The 21,658-nt window shown below is 62.9% G+C and carries 20 protein-coding genes; 6 read left to right on the top strand and 14 right to left on the bottom strand.

Going from position 1 to position 21,658, the window contains the following annotated elements; all coding sequences use genetic code 11:
- Positions 1 to 389: 389 nt before the first annotated feature.
- Both K289_RS52220 and K289_RS0112100 read left to right on the top strand, forming a co-directional pair.
- Positions 390 to 974 carry a hypothetical protein gene (locus K289_RS52220; RefSeq protein WP_245283896.1) on the top strand — a complete coding sequence of 195 codons (585 nt, stop codon included), beginning with the start codon at positions 390 to 392 and terminating at the stop codon, positions 972 to 974.
- 164 nt (positions 975 to 1,138) lie between these two features.
- Positions 1,139 to 1,975 (top strand): response regulator transcription factor, encoded by an 837-nt coding sequence (locus K289_RS0112100; RefSeq protein ID WP_245283895.1) that lies wholly within the window; start codon positions 1,139 to 1,141, stop codon positions 1,973 to 1,975.
- A 6-nt stretch (positions 1,976 to 1,981) separates the two neighbouring features.
- Here the strand turns inward: K289_RS0112100 and K289_RS0112095 are convergent, their stop codons facing one another.
- From K289_RS0112095 to K289_RS0112045, 11 genes are all read right to left on the bottom strand, one after another.
- A complete protein-coding gene (locus K289_RS0112095) occupies positions 1,982 to 3,454 on the bottom strand; it encodes an HlyD family type I secretion periplasmic adaptor subunit (protein WP_027551755.1) in 1,473 nt (490 codons plus the stop codon).
- Positions 3,451 to 5,187 (bottom strand): type I secretion system permease/ATPase, encoded by a 1,737-nt coding sequence (locus K289_RS0112090; RefSeq protein WP_035684500.1) that lies wholly within the window; start codon positions 5,185 to 5,187, stop codon positions 3,451 to 3,453. Before K289_RS0112090 ends, K289_RS0112095 begins: the two co-directional genes overlap by 4 nt.
- Positions 5,188 to 5,330: 143 nt before the next feature.
- Positions 5,331 to 5,789: a hypothetical protein gene (locus K289_RS0112085; protein ID WP_027551753.1), complete on the bottom strand. Its 459-nt coding sequence runs from the start codon at positions 5,787 to 5,789 to the stop codon at positions 5,331 to 5,333.
- A 236-nt stretch (positions 5,790 to 6,025) separates the two neighbouring features.
- Positions 6,026 to 7,411 (bottom strand): hypothetical protein, encoded by a 1,386-nt coding sequence (locus tag K289_RS0112080; protein WP_245283893.1) that lies wholly within the window; start codon positions 7,409 to 7,411, stop codon positions 6,026 to 6,028.
- 350 nt (positions 7,412 to 7,761) lie between these two features.
- Positions 7,762 to 8,169: a hypothetical protein gene (locus tag K289_RS0112075; protein ID WP_051310553.1), complete on the bottom strand. Its 408-nt coding sequence runs from the start codon at positions 8,167 to 8,169 to the stop codon at positions 7,762 to 7,764.
- Positions 8,170 to 8,413: 244 nt separating this feature from the next.
- Positions 8,414 to 9,175 (bottom strand): hypothetical protein, encoded by a 762-nt coding sequence (locus K289_RS44245; protein ID WP_035684476.1) that lies wholly within the window; start codon positions 9,173 to 9,175, stop codon positions 8,414 to 8,416.
- 271 nt (positions 9,176 to 9,446) lie between these two features.
- Complete coding sequence (locus tag K289_RS0112065; protein ID WP_027551750.1) at positions 9,447 to 11,051, bottom strand: TRAP transporter large permease subunit; 1,605 nt, start codon at positions 11,049 to 11,051, stop codon at positions 9,447 to 9,449.
- A complete protein-coding gene (locus K289_RS0112060) occupies positions 11,048 to 11,587 on the bottom strand; it encodes a TRAP transporter small permease subunit (protein WP_027551749.1) in 540 nt (179 codons plus the stop codon). Before K289_RS0112060 ends, K289_RS0112065 begins: the two co-directional genes overlap by 4 nt.
- A 293-nt stretch (positions 11,588 to 11,880) precedes the next feature.
- Positions 11,881 to 12,915, bottom strand: coding sequence for a GTP 3',8-cyclase MoaA (moaA, locus tag K289_RS0112055; protein WP_027551748.1), 1,035 nt, complete (start codon positions 12,913 to 12,915; stop codon positions 11,881 to 11,883).
- 108 nt (positions 12,916 to 13,023) lie between these two features.
- Entirely contained in the window at positions 13,024 to 13,515 is a 492-nt protein-coding gene (locus K289_RS0112050) for a hypothetical protein (protein WP_027551747.1), read from the bottom strand.
- 173 nt (positions 13,516 to 13,688) lie between these two features.
- Entirely contained in the window at positions 13,689 to 14,363 is a 675-nt protein-coding gene (locus tag K289_RS0112045) for an HAD-IA family hydrolase (protein WP_027551746.1), read from the bottom strand.
- Positions 14,364 to 14,523: 160 nt separating this feature from the next.
- Here K289_RS0112045 and rpiA point away from each other — a divergent pair, with 160 nt between their 5' ends.
- The 3 genes from rpiA (at position 14,524) to gor (ending at position 17,242) form a co-directional block, all read left to right on the top strand.
- Complete coding sequence (gene rpiA / locus K289_RS0112040) at positions 14,524 to 15,228, top strand: ribose-5-phosphate isomerase RpiA (RefSeq protein ID WP_027551745.1); 705 nt, start codon at positions 14,524 to 14,526, stop codon at positions 15,226 to 15,228.
- A gap of 11 nt (positions 15,229 to 15,239) precedes the next feature.
- On the top strand, positions 15,240 to 15,779 hold the full coding sequence (locus K289_RS0112035) for a DUF2059 domain-containing protein (protein WP_027551744.1): 540 nt from the start codon (positions 15,240 to 15,242) through the stop codon (positions 15,777 to 15,779).
- A 74-nt stretch (positions 15,780 to 15,853) separates the two neighbouring features.
- Positions 15,854 to 17,242, top strand: a complete 1,389-nt coding sequence (gor, locus tag K289_RS0112030) for a glutathione-disulfide reductase (protein WP_027551743.1) — start codon at positions 15,854 to 15,856, stop codon at positions 17,240 to 17,242.
- Positions 17,243 to 17,265: 23 nt separating this feature from the next.
- Here gor and K289_RS0112025 read toward each other — a convergent pair whose 3' ends face one another.
- Complete coding sequence (locus K289_RS0112025; protein WP_027551742.1) at positions 17,266 to 17,895, bottom strand: FMN-binding negative transcriptional regulator; 630 nt, start codon at positions 17,893 to 17,895, stop codon at positions 17,266 to 17,268.
- Between the two features lie 80 nt (positions 17,896 to 17,975).
- Positions 17,976 to 19,460 carry a PLP-dependent aminotransferase family protein gene (locus K289_RS0112020; RefSeq protein WP_027551741.1) on the bottom strand — a complete coding sequence of 495 codons (1,485 nt, stop codon included), beginning with the start codon at positions 19,458 to 19,460 and terminating at the stop codon, positions 17,976 to 17,978.
- 142 nt (positions 19,461 to 19,602) lie between these two features.
- Between K289_RS0112020 and K289_RS0112015 the strand changes: the two genes are divergently transcribed.
- Positions 19,603 to 19,983, top strand: coding sequence for a nuclear transport factor 2 family protein (locus K289_RS0112015; protein ID WP_027551740.1), 381 nt, complete (start codon positions 19,603 to 19,605; stop codon positions 19,981 to 19,983).
- A 51-nt stretch (positions 19,984 to 20,034) separates the two neighbouring features.
- On the opposite strand, the gene K289_RS0112010 is transcribed toward K289_RS0112015, so the two are convergent.
- The gene (locus tag K289_RS0112010) at positions 20,035 to 21,489 is read right to left on the bottom strand and encodes a hypothetical protein (RefSeq protein ID WP_027551739.1); all 1,455 of its coding nucleotides are present in this window, start codon (positions 21,487 to 21,489) and stop codon (positions 20,035 to 20,037) included.
- Positions 21,490 to 21,658 lie beyond the last annotated feature (169 nt).

Raw genomic sequence — 21,658 nt, 5'->3', positions numbered from 1 at the left:
TGCTCTCCTTTGTGGAATCAGCACCCCGAGCCTACCGGCTCAAGGTGGGCAACGCCGACCTCTTCAGAAATTCAACAGAACCCGGGACATCCCCCGAGCGGGCGGCAGTGGATAGCAAACCTTTATAGCAATCTCTTCCGAGCGGAGTACGAACCGGGGTTATCCGGACCGCAGCTATGATCCTCCCGGCGGAACGTGTCACGACTCCTTGCGGAAATCTCGGACAAGTTGAGCAGCCGCAATGATTCACCTTGCGGGCATCCTTCCCGGCACTTGCCGCGCCCCGCGCGCTTAATGGGCGCTTAACGGTTTTGCGCAACAGATAGATCACCAGCGCGGAATTAGTCCTAGTCACAAGTGCGAGCCGAGCTCCCGGGGAGGGGAATCGGATGGGACTGCTTTTTGTTGGAGTGCTGGCAGGAGTCCTGATCGGCTTTGGCTGGTTCGCGCCGTCCCGAGGGTATTTCCTCGGGTGTGCGTCACGCCCCTGTTTCGACACTGTTGCAGTCGCCCGACCTGCCGAGCCAACGCCGGCAGCGTTGGCGCCGACCCCTGCGATCGTCAAATCGAATTCTGCAACCCCTGCAAAGTCCGGCAAGAGGTCGTCCCCGAAGAAACGCGGATCGACCAATCTCGCCAAGGCGGCGGCCCCGCGCACGAGGATCAGCGTCGCGGCGCCCGAGCGCCCGGCGGAAAGATCAGACCCTGTCCTGGACAAGGCAAGGGTCGCGATCGCAGCGAAGATGGAGGACGCAGGATCGGCCGAATTCAGCGATATGAAGCGTGCAATGCGCTTGAACGTGTTTGGGCGCCCCGTGGATACGATCTGCGGGCGCGTGAAAGGAAGGAGCGCGTCGGGCGGCGAGATCGGAGAGCGACCATTTCTGTATCTCGTGAAGGAGGATGAAGCATACGTCGTCGACGGCAAGTCGGGGTCGGCGGCGTCAACCGCGTATCGAAATATCTGCAATTAGGAAAGCGTCGACCGCGCCACGGCGTGGCACGCGCCCAAATGATTTGAGCGGAAAGAATTTCCACCCAGGCTCCAGGCGGTCCCGCAGTGGATACGATCCTGACTGGCGCTGCGTCGATCTCGTGATGATGCATTCAGGCCGAATGCCGCAGCAGGAGACGCAATATGGAATGGGAATGTCGCAGAAATTCTTTTCATCTCGGGGAAATCATGGACGACATAACCAACTCCTCAAAACGGCTCAATGGATCGCTTCACTTGCCGGCGCTGGTGATCGTCGAGCCGCTCCTGTTGCCCCGCACATGTATCCTGAACGTCCTCAGGCGGGAGTTGGCCGAGTTCGAGATCCTCGACATGGCAACAGTCCAGAGCCTGGACAGCATCTCAACTCGCGATGTGCGTTTGGTGCTGCTGAGTATTGCGGACAAGCTCATCGGCGATCCTTTGGTTGAGGATGATCTCGCCTTCGTCGCTGAGTGCTGTCCCAACGCCGCCGTTGCAATCCTGTCGAACCATGACGACGAGCCGACCGCGCAGGCCGCGATGCAGCGGGGCGTGCGCGGCTTTCTCCCCGCCTCGCTGCCGATCGAGGTCGTCATAGCCGGCCTGCGTCTCGTTCTTGTCGGCGGCGTCTACAGGCCGTTGCCCGTCCCTGGAGCAAGCAGGATGCCGGGTTTCGAGCCGCCGGATGCGCGTGGGCTCGCGTCCGCATATCTGACGAACGAGGGAGCCAGGGCCGTCATCGACAGGAGCGTGACCGATCTCACGCCTCGAGAGCAGCACGTTCTGGCGGAATTGGAGCTCGGTCTGCCCAACAAGCTGATCGCGGCCAAATTGAACCTCTCGGAAAGCACCGTCAAAATGCACATTCAGCACATCATGAGGAAATGTGCTGCCCACAATCGCACGGAAGCGGTCCTCCGCTGGCGCGGCCGGTTGCCCGCGCAGAGCCGCGATCACGATCCGGGCGCAGCCCCGACGCCGGAGACCTGGTCACGCTGAACGGGATCAATCCTCCCGGAATGCGCCGCGGAAGCTGTCGAGCAGGGGCCTGAGCGCGTAAAGTGCGACGGTACCGCGCCCCGTCGTGATGAACACTTGAACCGGCATGCCGGGGAGGATCTGGATGTCGTTTGCGGCGATCTGCGCGTCGTCGATCCGGATCTTTGTCGCGTAATATGGTTGGTCGGTACGCTTGTCGAGAAGCCGGTCTGCGGATACGTGCACGACGGTTCCCTTCAGGCGCGGTACGCGACGTTGATTGTACGGTACGAGATGCACCTCGGCATTGAGGCCGGGATGAACCACGTCGATGTCCTCGGGCCTCAGGCGCGCGGTCACGATCAGGCGGTCTTGCCGGGGCACCAGGTCCATGAGCGGGGCACCAGCCCCGATGACGCCGCCGGTCGTATGAATCCGCAGGTCAGTTATCACGCCGTCCTCGGGCGCCTTGACCTCCGTTCGGGATAGTTGATCCCTGGCCGCAAGCAGCCGTTCGCGGAGCTGGAATATCTGGCTCTGTGCTTCGCGAAGCGACTGTGCGATCTCGCTCTGCCTCTCGCTCTCGAGCTTGAACGAATTCGCCTGCGACTCGTTGATGACCTGCGCGGCGCGGGAAATCTGCGCCGCGATCTCGCCGCGGCGCCCCTCAACGTCGGCCAGTTCACGCTGCAGATTCAGGAGGCGTGGCCGCCGTTCGAGTCCCTTGTTGACGAGGGTCGTGACCATATCGAGCTCTTCGCGGACGATGTCGCTTCGCTGCCCGGTGGCGCTCTCCTGCGCCTTGAGACCTTCGATCTCCTTCTCGACCTGATGCCTCCGTTCGCGAATGACCGCGAGTTGCGACTCGTGAACCTGCCGGCGTGCCTGGAAAATGAACTGCTGCGCCGATACCGCAGCAGCCGCCACCCCATTTTGTTGGCTGTCCTGCTCCAGCGTGCTCGGGACCGCGATCCTCTCAAATCTCTGCTGCTCTGCTTGAAGCCGCGCGGCACGAGCGGTTGCATCCCATAACTGGCCCTGAAGGCTTTGCACCTCCGAACCGGCGCGGGTGTCGTCCAGCTCGATCAGCGTTTGTCCGCTTCGCACGACATCGCCGTCCGAAACTAGGATTTTCCTGACGATACCGCCTTCCAGGTGCTGAATTGTCTTGCGGTTCGATTCCGGTTCGACGACGCCGGACGCGATTGCTGCGCTCTCGAGAGGGGCGAGGCTCGCCCATGTGCCAAGCCCCAGCATGAAGCCGAGCACGAGCAGATTGCCCGCGAGGGTGATACCGCGAAGCCTGGCGCGTGGAGAGACCGGCGTGGGGGCAGAGCACCATGGAAATTCGAGAGGCTCGAAATCGTCGATTGCGGTAACAACGCCTCCAAGTCGGCCCGCGAGCGGGGGGCGTACGGGCGTTCGCGCGATCTGGTCCCAGATCATGGGAAGTCGCGAGACCGCGGGAAGCTTCCAGTTTGTGGGAAAATTCCAGATCATGGCGCAACCTGCGACGTGACCTGAGGCCGAGCCAGGTGTCGTTCAAAGATTTCCTCGCTTTCGCCGAACGCGACGAGCGCACCGCCTTCCATGATGGCAATCTTGTCCGTCGCTGCGAGGAGACCCATCCGGTGAGTGACGACGACCAGGACGACGTTTGCGCGCTTCATGCGCTCGATGGCATCCTGCAGCATTCGCTCGCCTCCGTAGTCGAGGCTGGCGTTCGGCTCGTCGAGAACAACGAGACGCGGACTGTCGAAAAAGGCCCGGGCCAGACCGAGACGCTGCCGATATCCGCGCGAGAATGATTTTTCACTGTGGACCACCGTGTCGTATCCGAGCGGCAGACGCATGATCGCATCATGGATTCCGACGAGCTTGGCCGCATCGACGACCTTCCGCCGATCGGCATCATCGAGCCGTGCGATGATGTCGTTTATGGTGTCGCCGAGCAGATTGATGTCCTGGGGAAGATATCCGAGACGGTGGCCGCTTCGTTGCTCGCGAAGCAGCGAGACGTCGGTATCGTCGAGGCGGACACCGCCATGCGTCGGGCTCGACAGGCCAGCGATTACTTGGCCAAGCAAGGACTTGCCAGACCCGGACGGACCGATAATGCCAAGGCATTCTCCGGGCGCGAGGCTGAACGAGACATCCTTCAGTAGAAAATGGTTGGGCCCCGGTAACTTGACGCCAACGTTGTCAACGACGAGACCGCTCCGCGCTTGTTGCCGCACGATCTCCATATCCTGCTGCTCGGTGGCGGGGAACGCAGCGAGAAGAGCGCCGAGCCGCTGACAGGCACTGACGGCCGTCACGAGTGATTTCCAGCCTGCGACTGCACTCTCGACTGGCGCGAGCGCCCGGCTGAACATCAGCGTAGATGCAAAGATGATCGCCGGACTTTTCCCGTGATCGAGGACGAGCCACGCGGCTGCTCCCATGATCAGGACTTGCGACAGCGCGCGGACCGGTTTGGTGGCCAGCATGACGATCTCGCCTCGCCTGAGAGCCTCATCGTGCTCCCTGCGCGCGTCCTGCGCGTCGTGGTAGATCGTGCGCGCAGCGCTATCGAACATGCCCATGGCGCGGATCATGTGGATGTTGCCGGCGGCGGCCTGAAGACGGCCGTAGCTCCTGGACAGTGCGGCGCTGGATTTGAGCAGGACGTCCTCGGTCACCAGGTCTCCGGCAACCGTGAGAGCGAACAGGAGGGCCACGCAGCAGGCGCCCACCACGCCAAGCAGGGGATGGATCAGAAAGAGGACAAGGAGGAACAGGGGCGCCCAGAGCGCGTCGAACAGCATCGGACATGCGCCGGACTCCACGAACTGGCGCAGGACCGTGAGATCCCGATAGGCGTCCGACGCCCGCGTCCAGTCGCTGCGAAGCGCGGATTCGAGGCTGGCCGAAAGCACGCAAGGACGAAGCCGATCGTCGAGCCAGGAGGCAAGGCGCCCCAGGACGGCACGTCGCAATGCATCGAATACGCCGCCGACCACGACGGTGACCGCGACAATGAGCGTGAGCAGGAGCAGCGTGTCGCCGCTCCGGCTCGACAAAACCCTGTCGTAGATCTGAAGAAGGTAGATGGACGGCGCAAACAGCAGCAGGTTGTAGCTGCAACTATACGCGAATACGAGACCGAGCGGTCCCGCACAGGACCGGAGGGTCGCGTGCAGCGGCGTCCCGATTGGCGGCAGGATAGGCAATCGAGTGGGCGGCATCAGCATGATCGTCACCGCCTGAAATCGAGGTCCGGCGCACTTGCCATACCGCCAGTGCAGTCTGGTTTCGGCATCGGCGGGGCATTGGCTTGAACTCCAGGACCGGCGGCAGAGTGACCACCGGTCCTGCCTGTCGGACGAGTCGGTGGTCAGAATGTATCGAGATGGAAGCTCACTTCTCCACCCAACGCGGCGTTACCGTCTCCGCCGTTGCCGCCGATGCCGGCCACGACCTCCTGGTGCTGGTCCACCGCGAGCTTGTTGATCTGGGTGGCATCCGTATTGGCGTATACCTTGGAGGTATCGTGGCCGCTGTACGATTTCTGGCTTCCGTTCGACTCGGCGCTTCCGCCATGGGCCTTCGCAAACCACGAGGCCGTCGCGTTTGCGCCGCCGGCGTCCCAATCTGCCGTCTGGGTGACGTGATCGCCGGTGTTCACGTGCACGTCGGCGCCTTCTGCCTTGTTGGTTGGATCGAAGTTGAGCGTCGGCTTGCTGATGATAGCTCCCTTGAAGGTACCGTCGCCGCCATTTCCAACACTCTGACCACCGGTGTTGATCGATTTGAAGTCGATCGAATCCGAGATGTGAATCGCCTTGGGCAACATTTGAGCCTCCGTCCTTCTGTTGATTGTCGTGCATCATCCATCCCGATCAGGCGGACGCGCACGGCAAGTCTGATCTGTCGATGCGCGATGGCGATAGATGTCAAATCGGACACCTTCCGGTTTGGCGGGCCTACGTACGAAAGTATGAGGTTCGCCGCGCAACTTCGGAACTCGAAACGTCGGGGGAGGGCGCCTCCGCGCGAGATCGCGCCGGCGCGAGCTGCGCGCTGTTTTCGCTAAGCCAGCAGGTGAAGATCCGACAGAAGATGAGCGGAAAGATCGCCACCCAGTGCGAGATTGCCGTTGCCGCCGTCCCCGCCAATTCCGGCGATCTGGACCGCACTCTGGTCGATGTGCACGTTATTGACCTGATCGGCCACGGCCGTCGCATGGGGACCCGCGATTGCGATATTGATGGGTGCATAGATCGCGACGCTGACATCGATCAGGCTGCCGGCAAAATAACCGTTGCCGCCATTGCCTGCGCCGTTCGAACCGGTCGCGATCGTGTCGGAGCCGCCCCACAAGCCGTGGGAGAGCAGGCTTGCATGGCCGCCCGCCGCAGCGTTGCCGTTGCCGCCGTACCCGCCAATGCCGGCGATCTGGACGACGGATTGATCCACGTAGGCATCATTCGACTGGACCGAGTGAACGTTGGAGCCATAGCCCGCAACGGCAATGTTGACCGGGTCGAACACCGCGACGGAGCTATGGACGAGACTCCCGTAGAACGCGCCGTCGCCGCCATTGCCGGCCTGGCTTCCGCCCGTATGAATGTCCCAAGCGCTACCTCCGCCGCTTGATCCCCAACTGGGGTCGAGCGTTATGACGCTGCCACCGGCGGCCACATTGCCATTTCCGCCGTTTCCGCCGACGCCCGCGATCTGAGTGGCCGATTGATCGATATCGACCGTGTTCGATTGGCTTGCATGCGCAGCGCCGCCCGAACCCGCCACTGCAATGTTGATCGGATGATAGATCACCACGGGAGCGTCCACCAACGCGCCCGAGAAATAGCCGCTGCCGCCGTTCCCTGCGCTGTTGTCGCCGCTCGCGATCACGCCGGAGCCGGAAAAATTGCTGACGCTCCCTCCCGACGCGACGTTGTCATTGCCGCCATGGCCGCCGACGCCGGCCATCTGAAAGGCGGATTGATCGACATTCAAATTGTTGGACTGGTCGGCGAGGGCGACCGAACCGTATCCCATACTCACCGAGATGTTGATGGGTTCATAGATGAGCAGGGACGCGTGAATGATGCCCCCGTAAAAGTAGCCGTCTCCGCCGTTCCCGGCCGTGTTCGCCCCGCTCTCGATCGTGGCAGTGCCCATCCCGGGGTGGGATGCGCCAGAAGCGGACTCGGTGGCCGAAGAATGCTGGCCCGTCGCGGCGTGGTGGCCGCCCGTGCCGACCGCCGCTGTGGTGGGGTGTTCGGATTGAATTGGGCCAGAGTCATGGAGCGGGGAATGGGCGCTCACCGGCTGCGCTCCAAGATCTCCGAAAGAGCCTGGACTATGGATCAGCGGTGCCGGACCCGGTTCGTCATCACCATCGTACCCATCGTGGTGACGGGAGGCGTGATGATGCAGCCGGATTCCATCCGACATCAGCGAAAAATCCATCGAAGCCTTCCTCATCACAATCGCTCCGTGCAATCGGACGGGTTCCGCACTCCGGACAGAATGTCATCCCGGGAAGGTCGAAAGCCCAGTCGTCAGTTCGGATATGACGCTTCGTGCGGCAGCCGTAACATCGGCTATATCCTTTCGGGTACGACCACAGCCTTTGTAACGTTGCGCAAGTCGATGCTGGAATCGGGATCGCCTCCTCAATCGCCATTCGATCACCACGAACCAAGGCGTCATCTTCGTGCTTTCCCGAAAAGCAAAAGGCCCCGGCGTCGTCGAGCCACAGTCCGGCATGAATCAGGCGGCCCATTGGGGCCGCCTGATTTAGCCTCGGAGCGGATGATCTATTGGCAGAGATGCTGGAGACCGTCAGCGCCCTTGTAATAGGTGCCGGGCCTGCAGACGATGCCGTTGCGGGCAGCATATGTGCTCCAGTTGCCGTACCAGCCGTTCTCGCCGTACATGCCGTTCCAGCCGGTGCCGCCGTACATGGCGTAGGAATTGCCCCAGCCGCCGGCGGTCGCGGGCGCCGCCGCAGGCGCGCGATAGACCGATCGCCGAATTGGCGCCCGATATCGATAGATGGGGGTAGACCCGGTTCCAAGACCCGTGCAATTGGCGAATTCAGCTTGGCATTCGTCCGGATTGGAGAGGGACGCCTGCGCCAGTGCGGCAGAGCTGGACAGGGCGGATGCCGCAATCACGATCGAGAAGGCGCAAGCAGCTAGGGCAACCTTTCTTACATGCTTCATAGGCTTTCTCCGTTGCACAGGAAGACAACGTTGACACGTGTGTTGTCCGCGTTGCAACGAGGGTTGATCCATATCAACGTGTGCGATTCGCAATCCGAAATGCCGATAAAGTCTTCGTGACCCTTGTCTGTCATCTGCGAATGTGATCGCAAATTTTGCATCCGGTCGCGCGACATGAAGCACGCATTGTTCGCGTCACTTGCGCGGTCACGCCAATTCAGGATGTCAGCTGCGCGCGCTGTGCTCAGGGCGGCAGGAATGCTGCTGCCCGCTCGAGTTGGTCGACCGGCGCAGCTTCGGTGGGCCGCTCGAACACCAGGCGCGAGGTCGCTGATATTGCAGCGTCTGCACTGCCATCCTGGCCGATGAGGATAAGGCCGGCTCCGCCATTGGCGACAGTCAGAATGATCTCCTCGCCGCTCCAGGTCTTGATCGGGTCCATTCCGATGATGAGAAATTCACCCGTGGGCTGGTCAAGATATTGAAGCCTCAATTGAGGGCCGATCTCCGCTGGAGCGATCCCAAAACCCAACCGCTTGGCGCGCGCGTAAATTGAGGCCAAGGTCACGGTATCTGTCTTGAATCCGAGCTCTGCCGCCGAAACCGTGACAAGCTCGACGTTCTTTTTCCTGGAGCTGGCGATAAAGGCCGGTCGTGCGAGGACTTCCTCAGCCGATCGGCCGACATGGCAGCCGTTTGCATCCAGGGCATTACGAAGGGTGAGCGAATTCGAAAAATTGCCGAGCGTGATTTTCTTCCATGCCGGTAGATCGACGACGGATCTGATTGGCGTGACCGGCGCATGACCTGAGGAGGCCGGCTTCAGCTTCAATTGTTTCTGCAACACATCTCGCGCGCTGCATTGCGCGCGAGATTCAGTCGCGAACTGGAAGATGCACACCGCGCAGAACATCGCGATCAAGAGGCGACGGTTGCGATGATGTGCTGCTGTCGAACGATGTCGTCGTACCCGACAGGCAAATCGCTGATAAAAACTTTGGTCCATTGCAACCTCTCTCGCGTGAGGCGCGGACAAAATGAATTACGAAGCGCTTTTCAATATCGGCGGCCAGTCCGCGTCGTAACGGACCTCTGGAAACGGCTGTCAGCTTAAACCCGATGGCGAGCGTGAGCATCGGAAATTCGGGAGAGGCACAGAGAGTCTATCGGGCAAGCATGCTGACGGAGCCCGCACACGCCGGTGCGCTAGCACCGTTCGAATACCGCGCACGCTTTGATGAGCACCTTCCCCCGCGAGGGGGAAGGGAAGGGGCCCCTTACTTCTGTGGCGGTCCCAGATCCAGCGGCGGCAGGTCGATCTGCGGCACCTCGATCTTGACCTTGTCGAGGTCGACGTTGAGCGGCTTGTCGAGCAGGCCCGTCACCACGGACGGGAAGACGATCACGAGCAGCACCATGATCATCTGCAAACCGATCCAGGGCACCGCGCCCCAATAGATGTCGGAGCTCTTCACCGAGCGCGGCGCGACGCCGCGCAGGTAGAACAACGCGAAGCCGAATGGCGGATGCAGGAACGAGGTCTGCATGTTCACGCACAGCATCACGCCGAACCAGATGAGGGCGGCATCCGGGCCGACCACCGGCGCCAGTACCTTCTGCGCGATCGGCGCGATCATCGGCAGGATGATGAAGGCGATCTCGAAGAAGTCGAGGAAGAACGCGACGAAGAAGATGAAGAGATTGATGAAGATCAGGAAGCCCCAGACGCCGCCGGGCAGCGAGGTGAGCAGGTGCTCGAGCCAGACGCCGCCGTTGCATCCCAGGAACACGATCGAGAAGCAGGTCGAGCCGATCAGGATGAAGGTGACCATGCAGGTGATGCGCATGGTCGTCTCGTAGCCCTGCTTGATCAGGTCGCGCAGGTCCGGGATGCGGGCCGCTTCGATGCAGATCCAGGCGACCGCGAGATAGGTGATCGCATAGGCGAACTTGAAGACGATGTTCTCGCTGTAGAGCATCGCGATGATCGTGCCGATGCCGGCGGCGATCACACCGATGATCAGGATCTTGCGCCCCGCGGAGGAGAAGTCCTTGTGGTGGATGGCGGCGAGAACGATGGCGCCGACCGCACCCATCGCGCCGGCTTCGGTCGGGGTCGCAAGGCCGAGCATCATGGTCCCGAGCACGACGAAGATCAGGACGGCGGAGGGGATGATGCCGAGCAGGCATTTCCGCCAGAGCGGCCACCCGGTCAGGGTGCGTGCCTCCTTGGGGACCGCAGGCACATGGCTGGGCTTGATGAGGCCGAGCACGAAGGTGTAGCCGGCGAACAGGATGATCTGGAAGATCGAGGGGCCCCAGGCGCCGAGATACATGTCACCGACGGACTTGCCGAGCTGGTCGGCGAGCACGATCAGCACGAGCGAGGGCGGAACAAGCTGCGTGATGGTGCCGGAGGCCGCCAGCACGCCGGTGATGTAGCGGATGTTGTAGCCGTAGCGAATCATCACCGGCATCGAGATCAGCGCCATGGCGATGACCTGCGCCGCCACCGTGCCTGTGATGGCGCCGAGGATGAAGCCGACGATGATGACGGAGTAGCCGAGGCCGCCGCGGATCGGGCCGAACAGCTGGCCCATCGAATCCAGCATGTCCTCGGCAAGCCCGCATCGCTCGAGCACCGCTCCCATGAAGGTGAAGAAGGGAATCGCGAGCAGGAGCTCGTTGGACAGCACGCTGCCGAATACGCGGCCCGGAATCGCCTGGAGGAAGTTCAGGTCGAAGAATCCGAGATGGATCGCGAGAAACCCGAAGGAGAGGCCGAGCGCCGCCAAGGTGAAGGCGACGGGATACCCAATCAGCATCGCCAGAACCAGGCCGCCGAACATCAACGGCGGCATCATCTCCAGCGTAATGGTCATTGGGTCGGCCTCTCATACTTGGCGTCGATCGTCACGTAGCCCTGGAGAGCCGCGATACGCTTGATAACTTCGGATACACCCTGCAGCGCCAGCAGGACGAAGCCTGCGGGGATGACGAACTTGATCGGCCAGCGGAGCAGACCGCCGGCATTGCCGGACATCTCGCCGACGTCATAGGCCTGCATGAAGAACGGCCAGGAGAGTTTGGCCAGCAGCAGGCAGGAGGGGATCAGGAAGAAGAGTGTGCCGATCAGGTCGAGCCAGAGCTGGCCGCGTTCGGATAGCATCAGATAGAATATCTCGACGCGGACATGCTCGTTGCGCTTGAAGGTGTAGGATGCGCCGAACATCACGAGGACGGCGAACATGTACCATTGCAGCTCCAGCCAGCCATTCGACGAGTAGCTGAAGGCGTAGCGGATCATGGCGTTTGCCGCGCTGACGAGGCAGGCCAGCAGCACCAGCAGATTGCAGATGTTGCCGATCTTCTCATTGAGAAGGTCGATGGCGTTACTCACCGCCAACAATGGACGCATCTTAGTTCTCTCCGCCGCGGCCTGACTTCATGGGAGGCATCAGCACGCATCACTCGGCCCGCGTGCGACATGCGCGCGGCCGCACGGCCGTATTCCGGAGCGATTGCGGCGTCAGTCCTCCCCTCAATGCCTTGCCGTCTTGACCGCGACCGCCAACGGGGCGGGCCGGCTTATTGTTGCCGGGCAAGCAAAGGCGGATGCACCATTTCAGCGGGTTGCCGCGCCGTCAATCGGAAAATCGACAAATTGACGCGTCGTCAGCAGCTTAGGTTAGCGCGGCGTGCGACGAATCGTCAGCCGCCGGTGACGCTCATGTGCCGGCTCACGCTGGGCCGGTCGTGGCGGCGGTCGATGACGAAGTCGTGGCCCTTCGGCTTCAGTCCGATGGCCCGGTCGATCGCGTCCGCAAGCAGCGTATCGTCAGCCGATGCGCGCAGAGGTCTGCGCAGGTCGGATGCGTCCTCGTGGCCGAGGCAGGTGTGCAGCGTTCCGGTGCAGGTGATCCGCACGCGGTTGCAGGATTCACAGAAATTGTGGGTCATCGGCGTGATGAAGCCGAGCTTGCCGCCGGTCTCCGCGACGCTGACGTAGCGCGCCGGCCCGCCGGTGGACTCCGTGAGGTCCGTCAGCGTGAACTGCTGGGCGAGCCGTGCACGCACCAGCGACAGCGGCAGATACTGGTCGATGCGCCCCGCACCGATCTCGCCCATCGGCATCACCTCGATCAGCGTCAGGCCCATGCCCTTGCCGTGGGCCCACCGCATCAGCTCGGGAATCTCGTCCTCGTTGAGGTTCTTCAGCGCCACCGCGTTGATCTTCACGGCAAGGCCCGCGGCGCGCGCCGCTTCGATGCCCTCGAGCACCTTGTCGATCTCGCCCCAGCGGGTGATCTCGCGAAACTTCCGCGGATCGAGCGTGTCGAGCGAGACGTTGATGCGGCGGACGCCGCAATCGGCAAGCTCCTGGGCGTATTTCGCAAGCTGCGTACCGTTGGTGGTCAGCGTCAGCTCATGCAAGCTCCCGGTCGTCAGATGGCGCGACAGCGAGCGCACCAGCGACATCACGTTGCGGCGGACCAGCGGCTCGCCGCCGGTGAGGCGCAGCTTCCTGACGCCCTTGGCAATGAAGGCGGAGCAGAGGCGGTCGAGTTCCTCGAGTGTCAGCAAATCCGCCTTGGGCAGGAACGTCATGTCCTCCGACATGCAGTAGAAGCAGCGCAGGTCGCAGCGGTCGGTGACGGAGACGCGCAAATAGGTGATGGTCCGTCCGAACGGATCGGTCATTGGGCTCGACAGCGCGGCGAGGGGGCTCGCAGGAGATCCGTTCATTCGATAGGCCTTGTCACTTACGGCGACGGGCGCACCTTTGCTTCAGCGGTGCTCTCCGTGCAATCTAAGCATCGGACGCGGCAAGGACAATCGTGCGCTTCACGGAGTTCAGCGCTGCGGCGGCGAGCCCGCATGGGGATCGGGGAACGGTGAGCCGGCGGTCGGTGCGGTGTCTGCGGGTGCGGCTGCGGCCGGAGCCGGCTTCGGCTTCCTCGGCCGGTGCGGCTTTTTCCTGACTGGCTTCGGCGGCGCTGCCGGCTGGAGTTCCGCGAACACCGGATTCGGATCGGTCGTGGCGGTCGCGGGCGTGGTGAAGCTGCCGGGGTTCTTGATGACATTCACAGGCACGCTGGCCGCCTGGTACTTGTTGAGGGCGTAGCTGACCGTGAACGGGCCGTCCGGCGCGGGGACCGAGACGGAGCAGGGGGTCTTGCAGCCCGGGCCAAGCGAGGTCGTGGCGTCGGCGCCCGGCGGGGTGGATTCGAGCTGGACCCGGACCGGCGGTGGGGCGGACTTGAACATGTCCGAGACCGAGGAGCAGCCGCCAAGGCTCGCGAGAAGGCTCGCCCCCGCTAGCGCAATCGCGATGACACGACGCATGACCCATCCAATTATGTGCGACAAACCGCCACAATCCCCAGCGGCGACCTTAGGAGCGTCGTTCCGCCCAGGCAACCGGCCGGGCGCGCATGGATAATAGATGGTTAACGCAGTGGAGCGTTGAGATTAACTAGTGTTTTCAGTTGCTTGCTGCGAATCCCTAAGCGCTTGCCCTAAGCACTTATCAGGCTGCTTGCGGCAGCCGGCAGATCGCGCATGTGATGGATTAGCCGGTCCGGCTTCAGCTCGGCGATCGGTACGTCAGTATAGCCGAAGCTGACCCCGATCACGGGAACCCCGGCGCGCCGGGCTACTCCCACGTCGGTTCCGGCATCGCCGACCATGATGCTGGCGGCGAGCTGCCCGCCGGCCCGCGCCACCGTCTGGCGCAGGATGGTCGGATCGGGCTTCTGGACGCCAAAGGTATCGGCGCCGCAGATCGCCGCGAAACGGCCGCTCAGTCCGAGCTGGTCCAAAAGCCGCTTGGAGAGCCATTCCAGCTTGTTGGTGCAGACTGCAAGGGTGTGGCCGTGCTCTGCAAGATGGTCGAGTGCCGCCTCCAGCCCCTCGAAGGGACGCGATTCGTCGGCGATATGGTCGGCGTAATAGGCGATGAAATCGGCCGTCAGCCGGTCCATCTCCGCGATGCCGACCATGCGGCCCTCGGCCTCCAGGCCCCTCTCGATCAGCTTTCGGGCGCCGGCGCCGATCATGTTGCGGGCCGACTGCACCGGCACGGGCGGCAGCCCTTCGCGGTCGAGCACGTGGTTCAGCGCGTTGATCAGGTCGGGCGCCGTATCCACAAGCGTGCCGTCGAGATCGAAGACGATGGTGTGACGAGAGGTCATGGGCGAAAGCGCTATCGGGCCGGCCGTATCAGCGCAAGGGGACATCCCATAAGATCAGCTTATGGACCTGGTCCGAGACCCTGTTCTCCGGGCCAAAACGAGGCTAGATAGCCCCGCAAGCGATGGTTTCAGCGGCATACCGATCGAGGACAGGCTCAACGTGGACATGGACCAATTGAAGCGGCAGGCCGCGGCGCGTGCGCTCGAGGACGTGCGGGACGGCATGCAGCTCGGGCTCGGCACCGGTTCGACGGCAAAACATTTCGTCGAGCTGCTCGGCGAGCGCGTGCGGGCCGGCCTCAAGGTGATCGGCGTGCCGACCTCGGAGGCGACGCGCGCGGATGCCGAGCGCTGCGGCGTGCCGCTGACGACGCTGGACGAGATCGACCATCTCGATCTCACCGTCGACGGCGCCGACGAGATCGATCCCGCGCTCAATTTGATCAAGGGCGGCGGCGGCGCGCTGTTGCGCGAGAAGATCGTGGCAGCGGCCTCGGATCGTATGATCGTCATTGCCGACGACACCAAATGGGTGCCAACGCTCGGCCGCTTTCCGCTTCCTGTGGAGGTGATCCCGTTCGGGCTCGGCGCGACGCGCCGGGCGATCGAGAAGGCATTTGCGAGCTGCGGCGTTTCCGGGCAAATGGCGGTCCGCAAGGCCAAGGATGGCCACGTTTTCGTCACCGATGGCGGCCACTGGATCCTCGATGCCCAACTCGGACGTATTGAAGATCCGGCGCGCCTCGCCGAGGCGTTGAGCGCGATCCCCGGTGTGGTCGAGCACGGGCTGTTCATCGGCCTGGCCAGCTCGGCTGTTCTGGCGGGTGGCGGCGGAATCCGCGTGGTTGAACGGCGAAAGCCCTAAGGAGACTAGGAATGAAGAGCGTGTTTAAATTCTTGCCGGCCGCGACCCTCGCTGTGGGACTGGCCTTCGGTGCCCTCCCGGCCTCGGCCCAGCAGCCGGCCGCGCCGCCGCAGCAGCCGGCCCAGCCGCGATCGACGCCGGCCGCGATCGCCGCGGCCAAGGAGATCCTGGTGCTCAAGAGCGCCAATTCGATGTACGCCAACGCCGTGCCCGGCATGGTGGAGAAGACCAAGACCGCGCTGATCCAGCAGAACCTCAACTACCAGAAGGATCTGAATGAGGTCGCGCCGATCGTCGCCCAGCAGCTCAAGGGCCGCGAGAGCGAGATCGGCGAGGGCATGGCGCAGGTCTATGCCAGCGAGTTCACCGAGCAGGAGCTGAAGGATCTCGTCACCTTCTACAAGTCGCCGCTCGGACAGAAGCTGATTCAGGCCGAGCCTCGCGCCATCGGCCTCAGCATGGCCTTCATGAACTCGTGGGCCCACAACTTCTCCGAGACCGTCATGGGCGCCTTCCGCGCCGAGATGCGCAAGCGTGGCAAGGAAATCTGACAGACACTATATCTGATCAGAATCCCTAAAGCGCCCATCGCGCTTTAGGGTGTTATTTGAGGTCGGAGTGGACAATGGCTGAATTCGACGTCGACCTCTTTGTCATCGGTGGCGGTTCGGGCGGCGTGCGTGCCGCCCGCATCGCGGCCGGCCACGGCGCCCGCGTGATGATCGCGGAAGAGTACCGCATGGGCGGGACTTGCGTGATCCGGGGCTGCGTACCCAAGAAGCTGTTCGTGATCGGCTCGCACGTCCGTCACGAGATCGAGGATGCCGCGGGTTTCGGCTGGACCATTCCGCAAGCGACCTTCGACTGGCCGACGCTGATCGCCAACAAGGACAAGGAGATCGCGCGGCTGGAGGCGGCCTACACCACAAACGTCGAGAAGTCGGGCGCACAGATCGTCAAGAGCCGCGCGGTGCTGGAGGACGCCCACACCGTCCGCCTGCTCGAGAACGACAGGAAGATCACGACAAAGTATATCCTGATCGCCACCGGTGGTGCGCCCAACCATGGCGCGTCCATCCCCGGCATCGAGCACGTGATCTCCTCCAACGAGGCCTTTCATCTGAAGAAGCTGCCGAAGCGGATCGTGATCCAGGGCGGCGGCTACATCGCTCTGGAATTCGCCGGCATCTTTGCCGGCTACGGCTCCGACGTCACCGTGATCTATCGCGGCGACAACATCCTGCGCGGCTTCGACGAGGACGTTCGCGCCCATGTCCGTACCGAGATGGAGAAGCAGGGCATTACCATCCTCACCGGCTGCACGGTGACCAGGGTCGATCGCCACGGCGAGGAATTCACCACCCATCTGTCGAACGGCTCCAGCGTCGCCTCCGAGCAGGTGATGTTCGCGATCGGCCGCCATCCGAGCGTCGCCAATCTCGGCCTCGAGAAGGCCGGCGTCGCCATCAACCCGAAGAACGGCGGCATCACGGTCGACCACTTCTCGAAGAGCTCGGTCGACAACATCTACGCGATCGGCGACGTCACCCATCGCTTCAATCTGACGCCGGTCGCGATCCGCGAGGGCCACGCCTTCGCCGACACCGTGTTCGGCAAGCGCGAAGTCAGGGTCGATCACGCCAACATCCCGACCGCGGTGTTCTCGCAGCCGGAGGTCGGCACCGTCGGCCTGACCGAGACCGAGGCGCGCGCGCAGTACAGCCACGTCGACATCTACAAGACGACGTTCCGCCCGATCAAGGCGACGATGTCCGGCCGCGACACCCGCGTGCTGATGAAGCTCGTCGTCGACGGCTCGTCCGACCGCGTGCTCGGCTGCCACATCGTCGGCGATGCCGCCGCCGAGATCACCCAGGCCGTCGCCATCGCCGTGAAGATGAAGGCGACCAAGGCCGATTTCGACGCCACGGTCGCGCTGCATCCGACCGCGGCCGAAGAACTCGTCACCATGCGCACGCCGACCGCCCGCCACGTGCGGCAGGCGGCGGAGTAGGGTTTTTCGAACAGTCGCGCCCGTCAACCCGGAAGCGGGATCAGCCGCGCGACCTCGCGGTCATGCGGGTTCTCGCTCGCCGCAAGGCCTGCCGCGACGCCGACGCGGTCGGCTTTGGGACGGTTCTGGCTCATCTTGCGCTTGCCCTCGAACCGCACGACGGGAATGCGTATGCCGACGATTCCGCGAAGTTGCGCGGCGATGAAGTCGGCGGGAGCATCAGTGACGGCCCAGGGTTTTGCGCGGGATCCTTCATGCCTGTTCGTCAGCCGCGTCACAGCGTCGAGCAGACGTTCCGGCTCCTGGAAGAACTCCACCGGGCCGTAGGCATGCACCGCGACGTAATTCCAGGTCGGCACGACCTTTTCGGTTTCCCGCTTGGTCGCGTACCAGGACGGCGTCACATACGCGTCGGGGCCTGAGAAGATCGCTAGCGCATCTCCGATCGGGGCCAGCTTCCATTGCGGGTTGGCCTTCGCCAGATGGCCGTACAGCACGCCATGCTCGCCTTCGCTCTCGTCGAGGAAGAGCGGCAGCGGGGTCGCCACCGGACCCTCGGTGGTCGCCGTCACCAGATTGGCAAGGCGCGCGGAGCGGATGGTCGCGCGGATGCTCTCGATGTCGTCGTCCTTGAAGGCAGGGGGTATGTACATGGCTTATCTCCTTGGGCTCGGAGATAGTCCAAATCTGGCCTGCAAGAAACGGCCAGTTTTGAGCAATTCAACAAGTCCAGTTATCCGTCCGCCACCTCGTCGACTGCCTGGGCGAGAAGCCGGCAGCCGCGTTCGATCTGCGCCGTCTCAAGCGCCGCATAGCCCATGACGAGACCGACCGCCTCCCGCGACCGGCGCCGGCCAACTCGGCGTCCATCGAACAGGGCGGAGACGGGATAGATGCCGACGCACTTGGCGCGGGCCGCTTCGATCAGCGCCGCTTCGCGCGCTTGCGGCACATCGTCGAACCACGCCACCACGTGCAGGCCAGCGGCTGCGCCGTCGATCCGGACCCGGCCGCGGAACCTGCGGTGCAAGGCGTCGAGCAGCGCCCGCTGGCGTTCGGCGTTGCGTCGGCGGACCCGGCGGACATGACCGTCGTAGGCGCCGCTCTCCAGCATCGCGGCGAGCGCATCCTGCTCGACCAGCGGCGTGTGCCGGTCCATGACCTGCTTGGCGGCGCCGAAGAGGGATCGAAGCCCGGAGGGCACCACGAGATATCCGATCCGCAGTGTCGGAGAGAGTGTCTTGGAGATGGTCCCGAGATAGATCACGTTGTCACTGCCTTCCAGCGCATGCAGCGGCGGAATCGGTCTGGTGTCGTAGCGGTACTCGCTGTCGTAGTCGTCCTCGATCACGCAGGCGTTGCTTTTCCTCGCCCAGGCGAGCAACTGGTGACGGCGCCCGATCGGCAGGACGCCGCCCAGAGGATATTGATGCGACGGCGTCACATAGGCGAGACGGGCTTCGACGCCATCGAGCTGTTCCGTCTCCAGGCCGTCCTGATCGACAGGGATCGGGACCGCGACGGCGCCCGTCGCCGCAAAAGTGTGCCGCGCCATCTGGTAACCGGGATCTTCCATGACGAAACGGTCGCCGGCGTCGAGCAGCAGGCGCGCGCAGATGTCGAGGCCCTGCTGCGAGCCGTTCACGACGACGATCTGATCGACATCGCATCGCACGCTGCGCGACCGCCACAGATAGCCCTGGAGGGCGTTGCGGAGCCGCAGCGAGCCGCAGGGATCGTCATAGGCCAGGCGTTCGGGCTTGCGGCCCATCGCCGCGACCACGGCTTTCTTCCACGCGAGCACCGGGAAGTCGGATGGCGAAAGCTCGCCATAGCGGAAGTTCGCGACCAGACCGCGCGGCGGCTCGGTCCAGCGCGGCGGATCCTGCTGCAGTCGCTCGCCGAACTTCGACAGCCGTACGACGCGCGTGGACGTCCGAGGGGCGACGCGCGTATGTCCGCGCTCGACGACCGCGGGCGCGACGCGCGGCCTTGCGCCATGCCGTATCTCGATGAAACCTTCAGCGGCGAGCTGCTCGTAGGCGACGGTGACGGTCGAACGCGCCACGCCCATCTCGTCGGCGAGCGCCCGGGACGAGGGCAGCGCGCCGTCGGTGCCGTATAACCGCGCCATGATCTGATCCCTGAGCGCCTCGTAAATCTGGCGCGCTCCCATCCGGCCGGCACGGCGCTCGGGATTCGTTCTCATCTCGACCATCCATCGTTCGCAGGAAGGAGCGATCTCTCACGCTCGTGATCAGTACGACATGAAAGGCGGCGTAGCATATCTTCATTGCAGGCGCCGGCTTCAACGTTGTTCTAAGGGGCCGAAGTGACAGAAGCGTAGACCGGAGATCGAGATGGACGATCGAGCCAGGTTGACGGCGCTCCAGCGCCATTGGGATGCTTCCGACGCAAACGATTTCGAGGTCGAGCATGACATTTATTGTGAGGATGCCGTGCTTGATTATCCGCAATCGGGCGAGCGGATCCGTGGTCGCGGGAACATTCAAGAGAGCCGTTTCGTCCAGCCGAACAAGAAGCGCTTCACGATTCGGCGAATTGTCGGCGCCGGCGATCTGTGGGTGACCGAATTCGTCCTGACCTATGACGGCACGCCATCCTATGCGGTGAGCATCATGGAATTCCGCGAAGGACTGGTCGCGCACGAAACGCAATATTTTTGCGATCCGTTCGACCCGGGCCCCTCGCGTGCACATCTTGTCGAGCGCGTGAGTTAGGGCGCTTCGGTCTGGATGCGCCGAGGGACTTTGGGCTGCGTTCGTAGATGTTCATCGCTCCAAATCTGATTGATCGACAAATATTCGAACGCGGCCAACATCCTCGACTTCACGATAGTGGCTCAACTCCTTTTGGAGTTCGGGATCTGAATTGGCCCAAGCCAACCAATCGAACTGGAACGTGCTCAGCAGATAGGTATCCACCAGAATTACATCCGGGCGACCGTTTCGCAGGTCTGCCAGCAACTGCCGCCGCTCGAACTGTATGATGTCGTCCAGTTTCGCTTGCTCGGCTTGCGTTGGTTGCGAGCCGTTCTGGCGCAATATTGCGCCGGCCGCCAAGAGCTGCGCACAAGAGCTGCCCACCCAAATTCCATGGATTTGACGGACGAGCGGATGCCCCAGACCGATGTGATCGGTAATCGTGAGCAGCCGCGGGTGCTTTACAAGTGCTTGGACACGCTGCTCCAGCGGCGGAAACCCCGGGGCGGGTGAGGATAAATAGAACCCGACGAGCACAACGACAGCAAGGCCGCCGATCGCAACCGCCGCCCGCAATGTCTTGGTGCAGACATGCAGCAGCGGCGCCGCAATCGCGAACAGACAAAGCGCGTAGGCCGTGTAGGGCCACCCCTTGCCTTGAAGAAGGAAAGCCGCGCCTCCGCCGACCGATGCAGCCAGCCAAGGCGTCGCGTCGCTCCACATTCTGAAGTTTTGAGGGGCTACGAGGCGCAGGAACGCGATGCAGGCGCCGACCACGGCGATTGGGAGAGGAAGTAGGCTCCCGAACTCTCTCCTGATTGGCAAATAGGCCTCAGTGACCATCGGAGCATAGGAGAACAGATATTCGGGGAAGACGGCAAACACGACCGCCCCGTAGCTGGCCACAGTAATGGCGGCTGTACATGCTTCAAAGGTCAACAAAGGCCCGAAAGAACGCTGACGGACGGCGGCAAGGATGATCGGCAGGCCCAGCACCAGAGCAAAAAAGGGCTTGATACACATGGCCAGCCCCGCGCCCAGTCCTCCGAAAATCGCGACCGGTCCGGGATCGAAGCCGCGCCAACGTATCGCGGTGATGGCTACAAAAGGGGTCAGCGCAATGACGGCGATGTGTTCACGTTGTCCGAATATGGCGCCCGGAAGAATTGCGAGCAAAATCGCAAGCGACCACGCCGAGAAATTTCGCTCTCCGGCTTCCAGCTTTGCCGCTGCAACTGCGCGATCGATGACGACAAGCGCGCCAACGATCTCGACAATCACCAGGATGATCACGATGTATTCGGGGGCAATGCCGGTTACTCGTGCAAGCTTCGCTGCCGGCATGTACATGTAGACCGATAGAGGCGGGTTGGACTCGAAGAGGTCGATCCCAAGCCTTCGGCCATCCAGGATTTTTTCGTTTGCAGTGAGCAGCCAGCCCAGATCCGCGTTGAGAACGAGGGGTATCTGAATCAAGAAGGCCGTCGCGAGGATCGCGGCCACGATAGTCCAGCGTTGATTCATGCTGAAGCTGCTTCTTGCCGCGAGCGCCCGCGGCAGATCGAGCCTCACGTCTCGGCCGCCAAGCGGAGGCGATCTATCCTCTTCCACCTAGGTTAACCTGCCATAGCGTGATCAGCGCCATTCTCAACCGGCAGTCGTTACTATTGTCCTACAATGATCCCGAACAATC

It is taken from the genome of Bradyrhizobium sp. Cp5.3, from assembly GCF_000426265.1.
In the GTDB taxonomy this organism is placed as follows: domain Bacteria; phylum Pseudomonadota; class Alphaproteobacteria; order Rhizobiales; family Xanthobacteraceae; genus Bradyrhizobium; species Bradyrhizobium neotropicale.
Note: the sequence above shows the minus strand (reverse complement) of the source record. Positions and strands in the feature narration are given on the sequence as shown.

What these genes read in the sequence shown, in the direction of transcription:
- K289_RS0112065 (WP_027551750.1), bottom strand. Translation starts at nt 11,051, where the DNA reads ATGACCATTACGCTGGAGATGATGCCGCCGTTGATGTTCGGCGGCCTG.
- K289_RS0112080 (WP_245283893.1), bottom strand. Translation starts at nt 7,411, where the DNA reads ATGGATTTTTCGCTGATGTCGGATGGAATCCGGCTGCATCATCACGCC.
- K289_RS0112100 (WP_245283895.1), top strand. Translation starts at nt 1,139, where the DNA reads ATGGAATGGGAATGTCGCAGAAATTCTTTTCATCTCGGGGAAATCATG.
- K289_RS52220 (WP_245283896.1), top strand. Translation starts at nt 390, where the DNA reads ATGGGACTGCTTTTTGTTGGAGTGCTGGCAGGAGTCCTGATCGGCTTT.
- K289_RS0112045 (WP_027551746.1), bottom strand. Translation starts at nt 14,363, where the DNA reads ATGACCTCTCGTCACACCATCGTCTTCGATCTCGACGGCACGCTTGTG.
- K289_RS0112020 (WP_027551741.1), bottom strand. Translation starts at nt 19,460, where the DNA reads ATGGTCGAGATGAGAACGAATCCCGAGCGCCGTGCCGGCCGGATGGGA.
- moaA (WP_027551748.1), bottom strand. Translation starts at nt 12,915, where the DNA reads ATGAACGGATCTCCTGCGAGCCCCCTCGCCGCGCTGTCGAGCCCAATG.
- K289_RS0112010 (WP_027551739.1), bottom strand. Translation starts at nt 21,489, where the DNA reads ATGAATCAACGCTGGACTATCGTGGCCGCGATCCTCGCGACGGCCTTC.
- K289_RS0112095 (WP_027551755.1), bottom strand. Translation starts at nt 3,454, where the DNA reads ATGATCTGGAATTTTCCCACAAACTGGAAGCTTCCCGCGGTCTCGCGA.
- K289_RS0112085 (WP_027551753.1), bottom strand. Translation starts at nt 5,789, where the DNA reads ATGTTGCCCAAGGCGATTCACATCTCGGATTCGATCGACTTCAAATCG.
- gor (WP_027551743.1), top strand. Translation starts at nt 15,854, where the DNA reads ATGGCTGAATTCGACGTCGACCTCTTTGTCATCGGTGGCGGTTCGGGC.
- K289_RS0112015 (WP_027551740.1), top strand. Translation starts at nt 19,603, where the DNA reads ATGGACGATCGAGCCAGGTTGACGGCGCTCCAGCGCCATTGGGATGCT.
- K289_RS0112060 (WP_027551749.1), bottom strand. Translation starts at nt 11,587, where the DNA reads ATGCGTCCATTGTTGGCGGTGAGTAACGCCATCGACCTTCTCAATGAG.
- K289_RS0112035 (WP_027551744.1), top strand. Translation starts at nt 15,240, where the DNA reads ATGAAGAGCGTGTTTAAATTCTTGCCGGCCGCGACCCTCGCTGTGGGA.
- K289_RS0112090 (WP_035684500.1), bottom strand. Translation starts at nt 5,187, where the DNA reads ATGCTGATGCCGCCCACTCGATTGCCTATCCTGCCGCCAATCGGGACG.
- K289_RS0112075 (WP_051310553.1), bottom strand. Translation starts at nt 8,169, where the DNA reads ATGAAGCATGTAAGAAAGGTTGCCCTAGCTGCTTGCGCCTTCTCGATC.
- K289_RS0112050 (WP_027551747.1), bottom strand. Translation starts at nt 13,515, where the DNA reads ATGCGTCGTGTCATCGCGATTGCGCTAGCGGGGGCGAGCCTTCTCGCG.
- K289_RS0112025 (WP_027551742.1), bottom strand. Translation starts at nt 17,895, where the DNA reads ATGTACATACCCCCTGCCTTCAAGGACGACGACATCGAGAGCATCCGC.
- K289_RS44245 (WP_035684476.1), bottom strand. Translation starts at nt 9,175, where the DNA reads ATGGACCAAAGTTTTTATCAGCGATTTGCCTGTCGGGTACGACGACAT.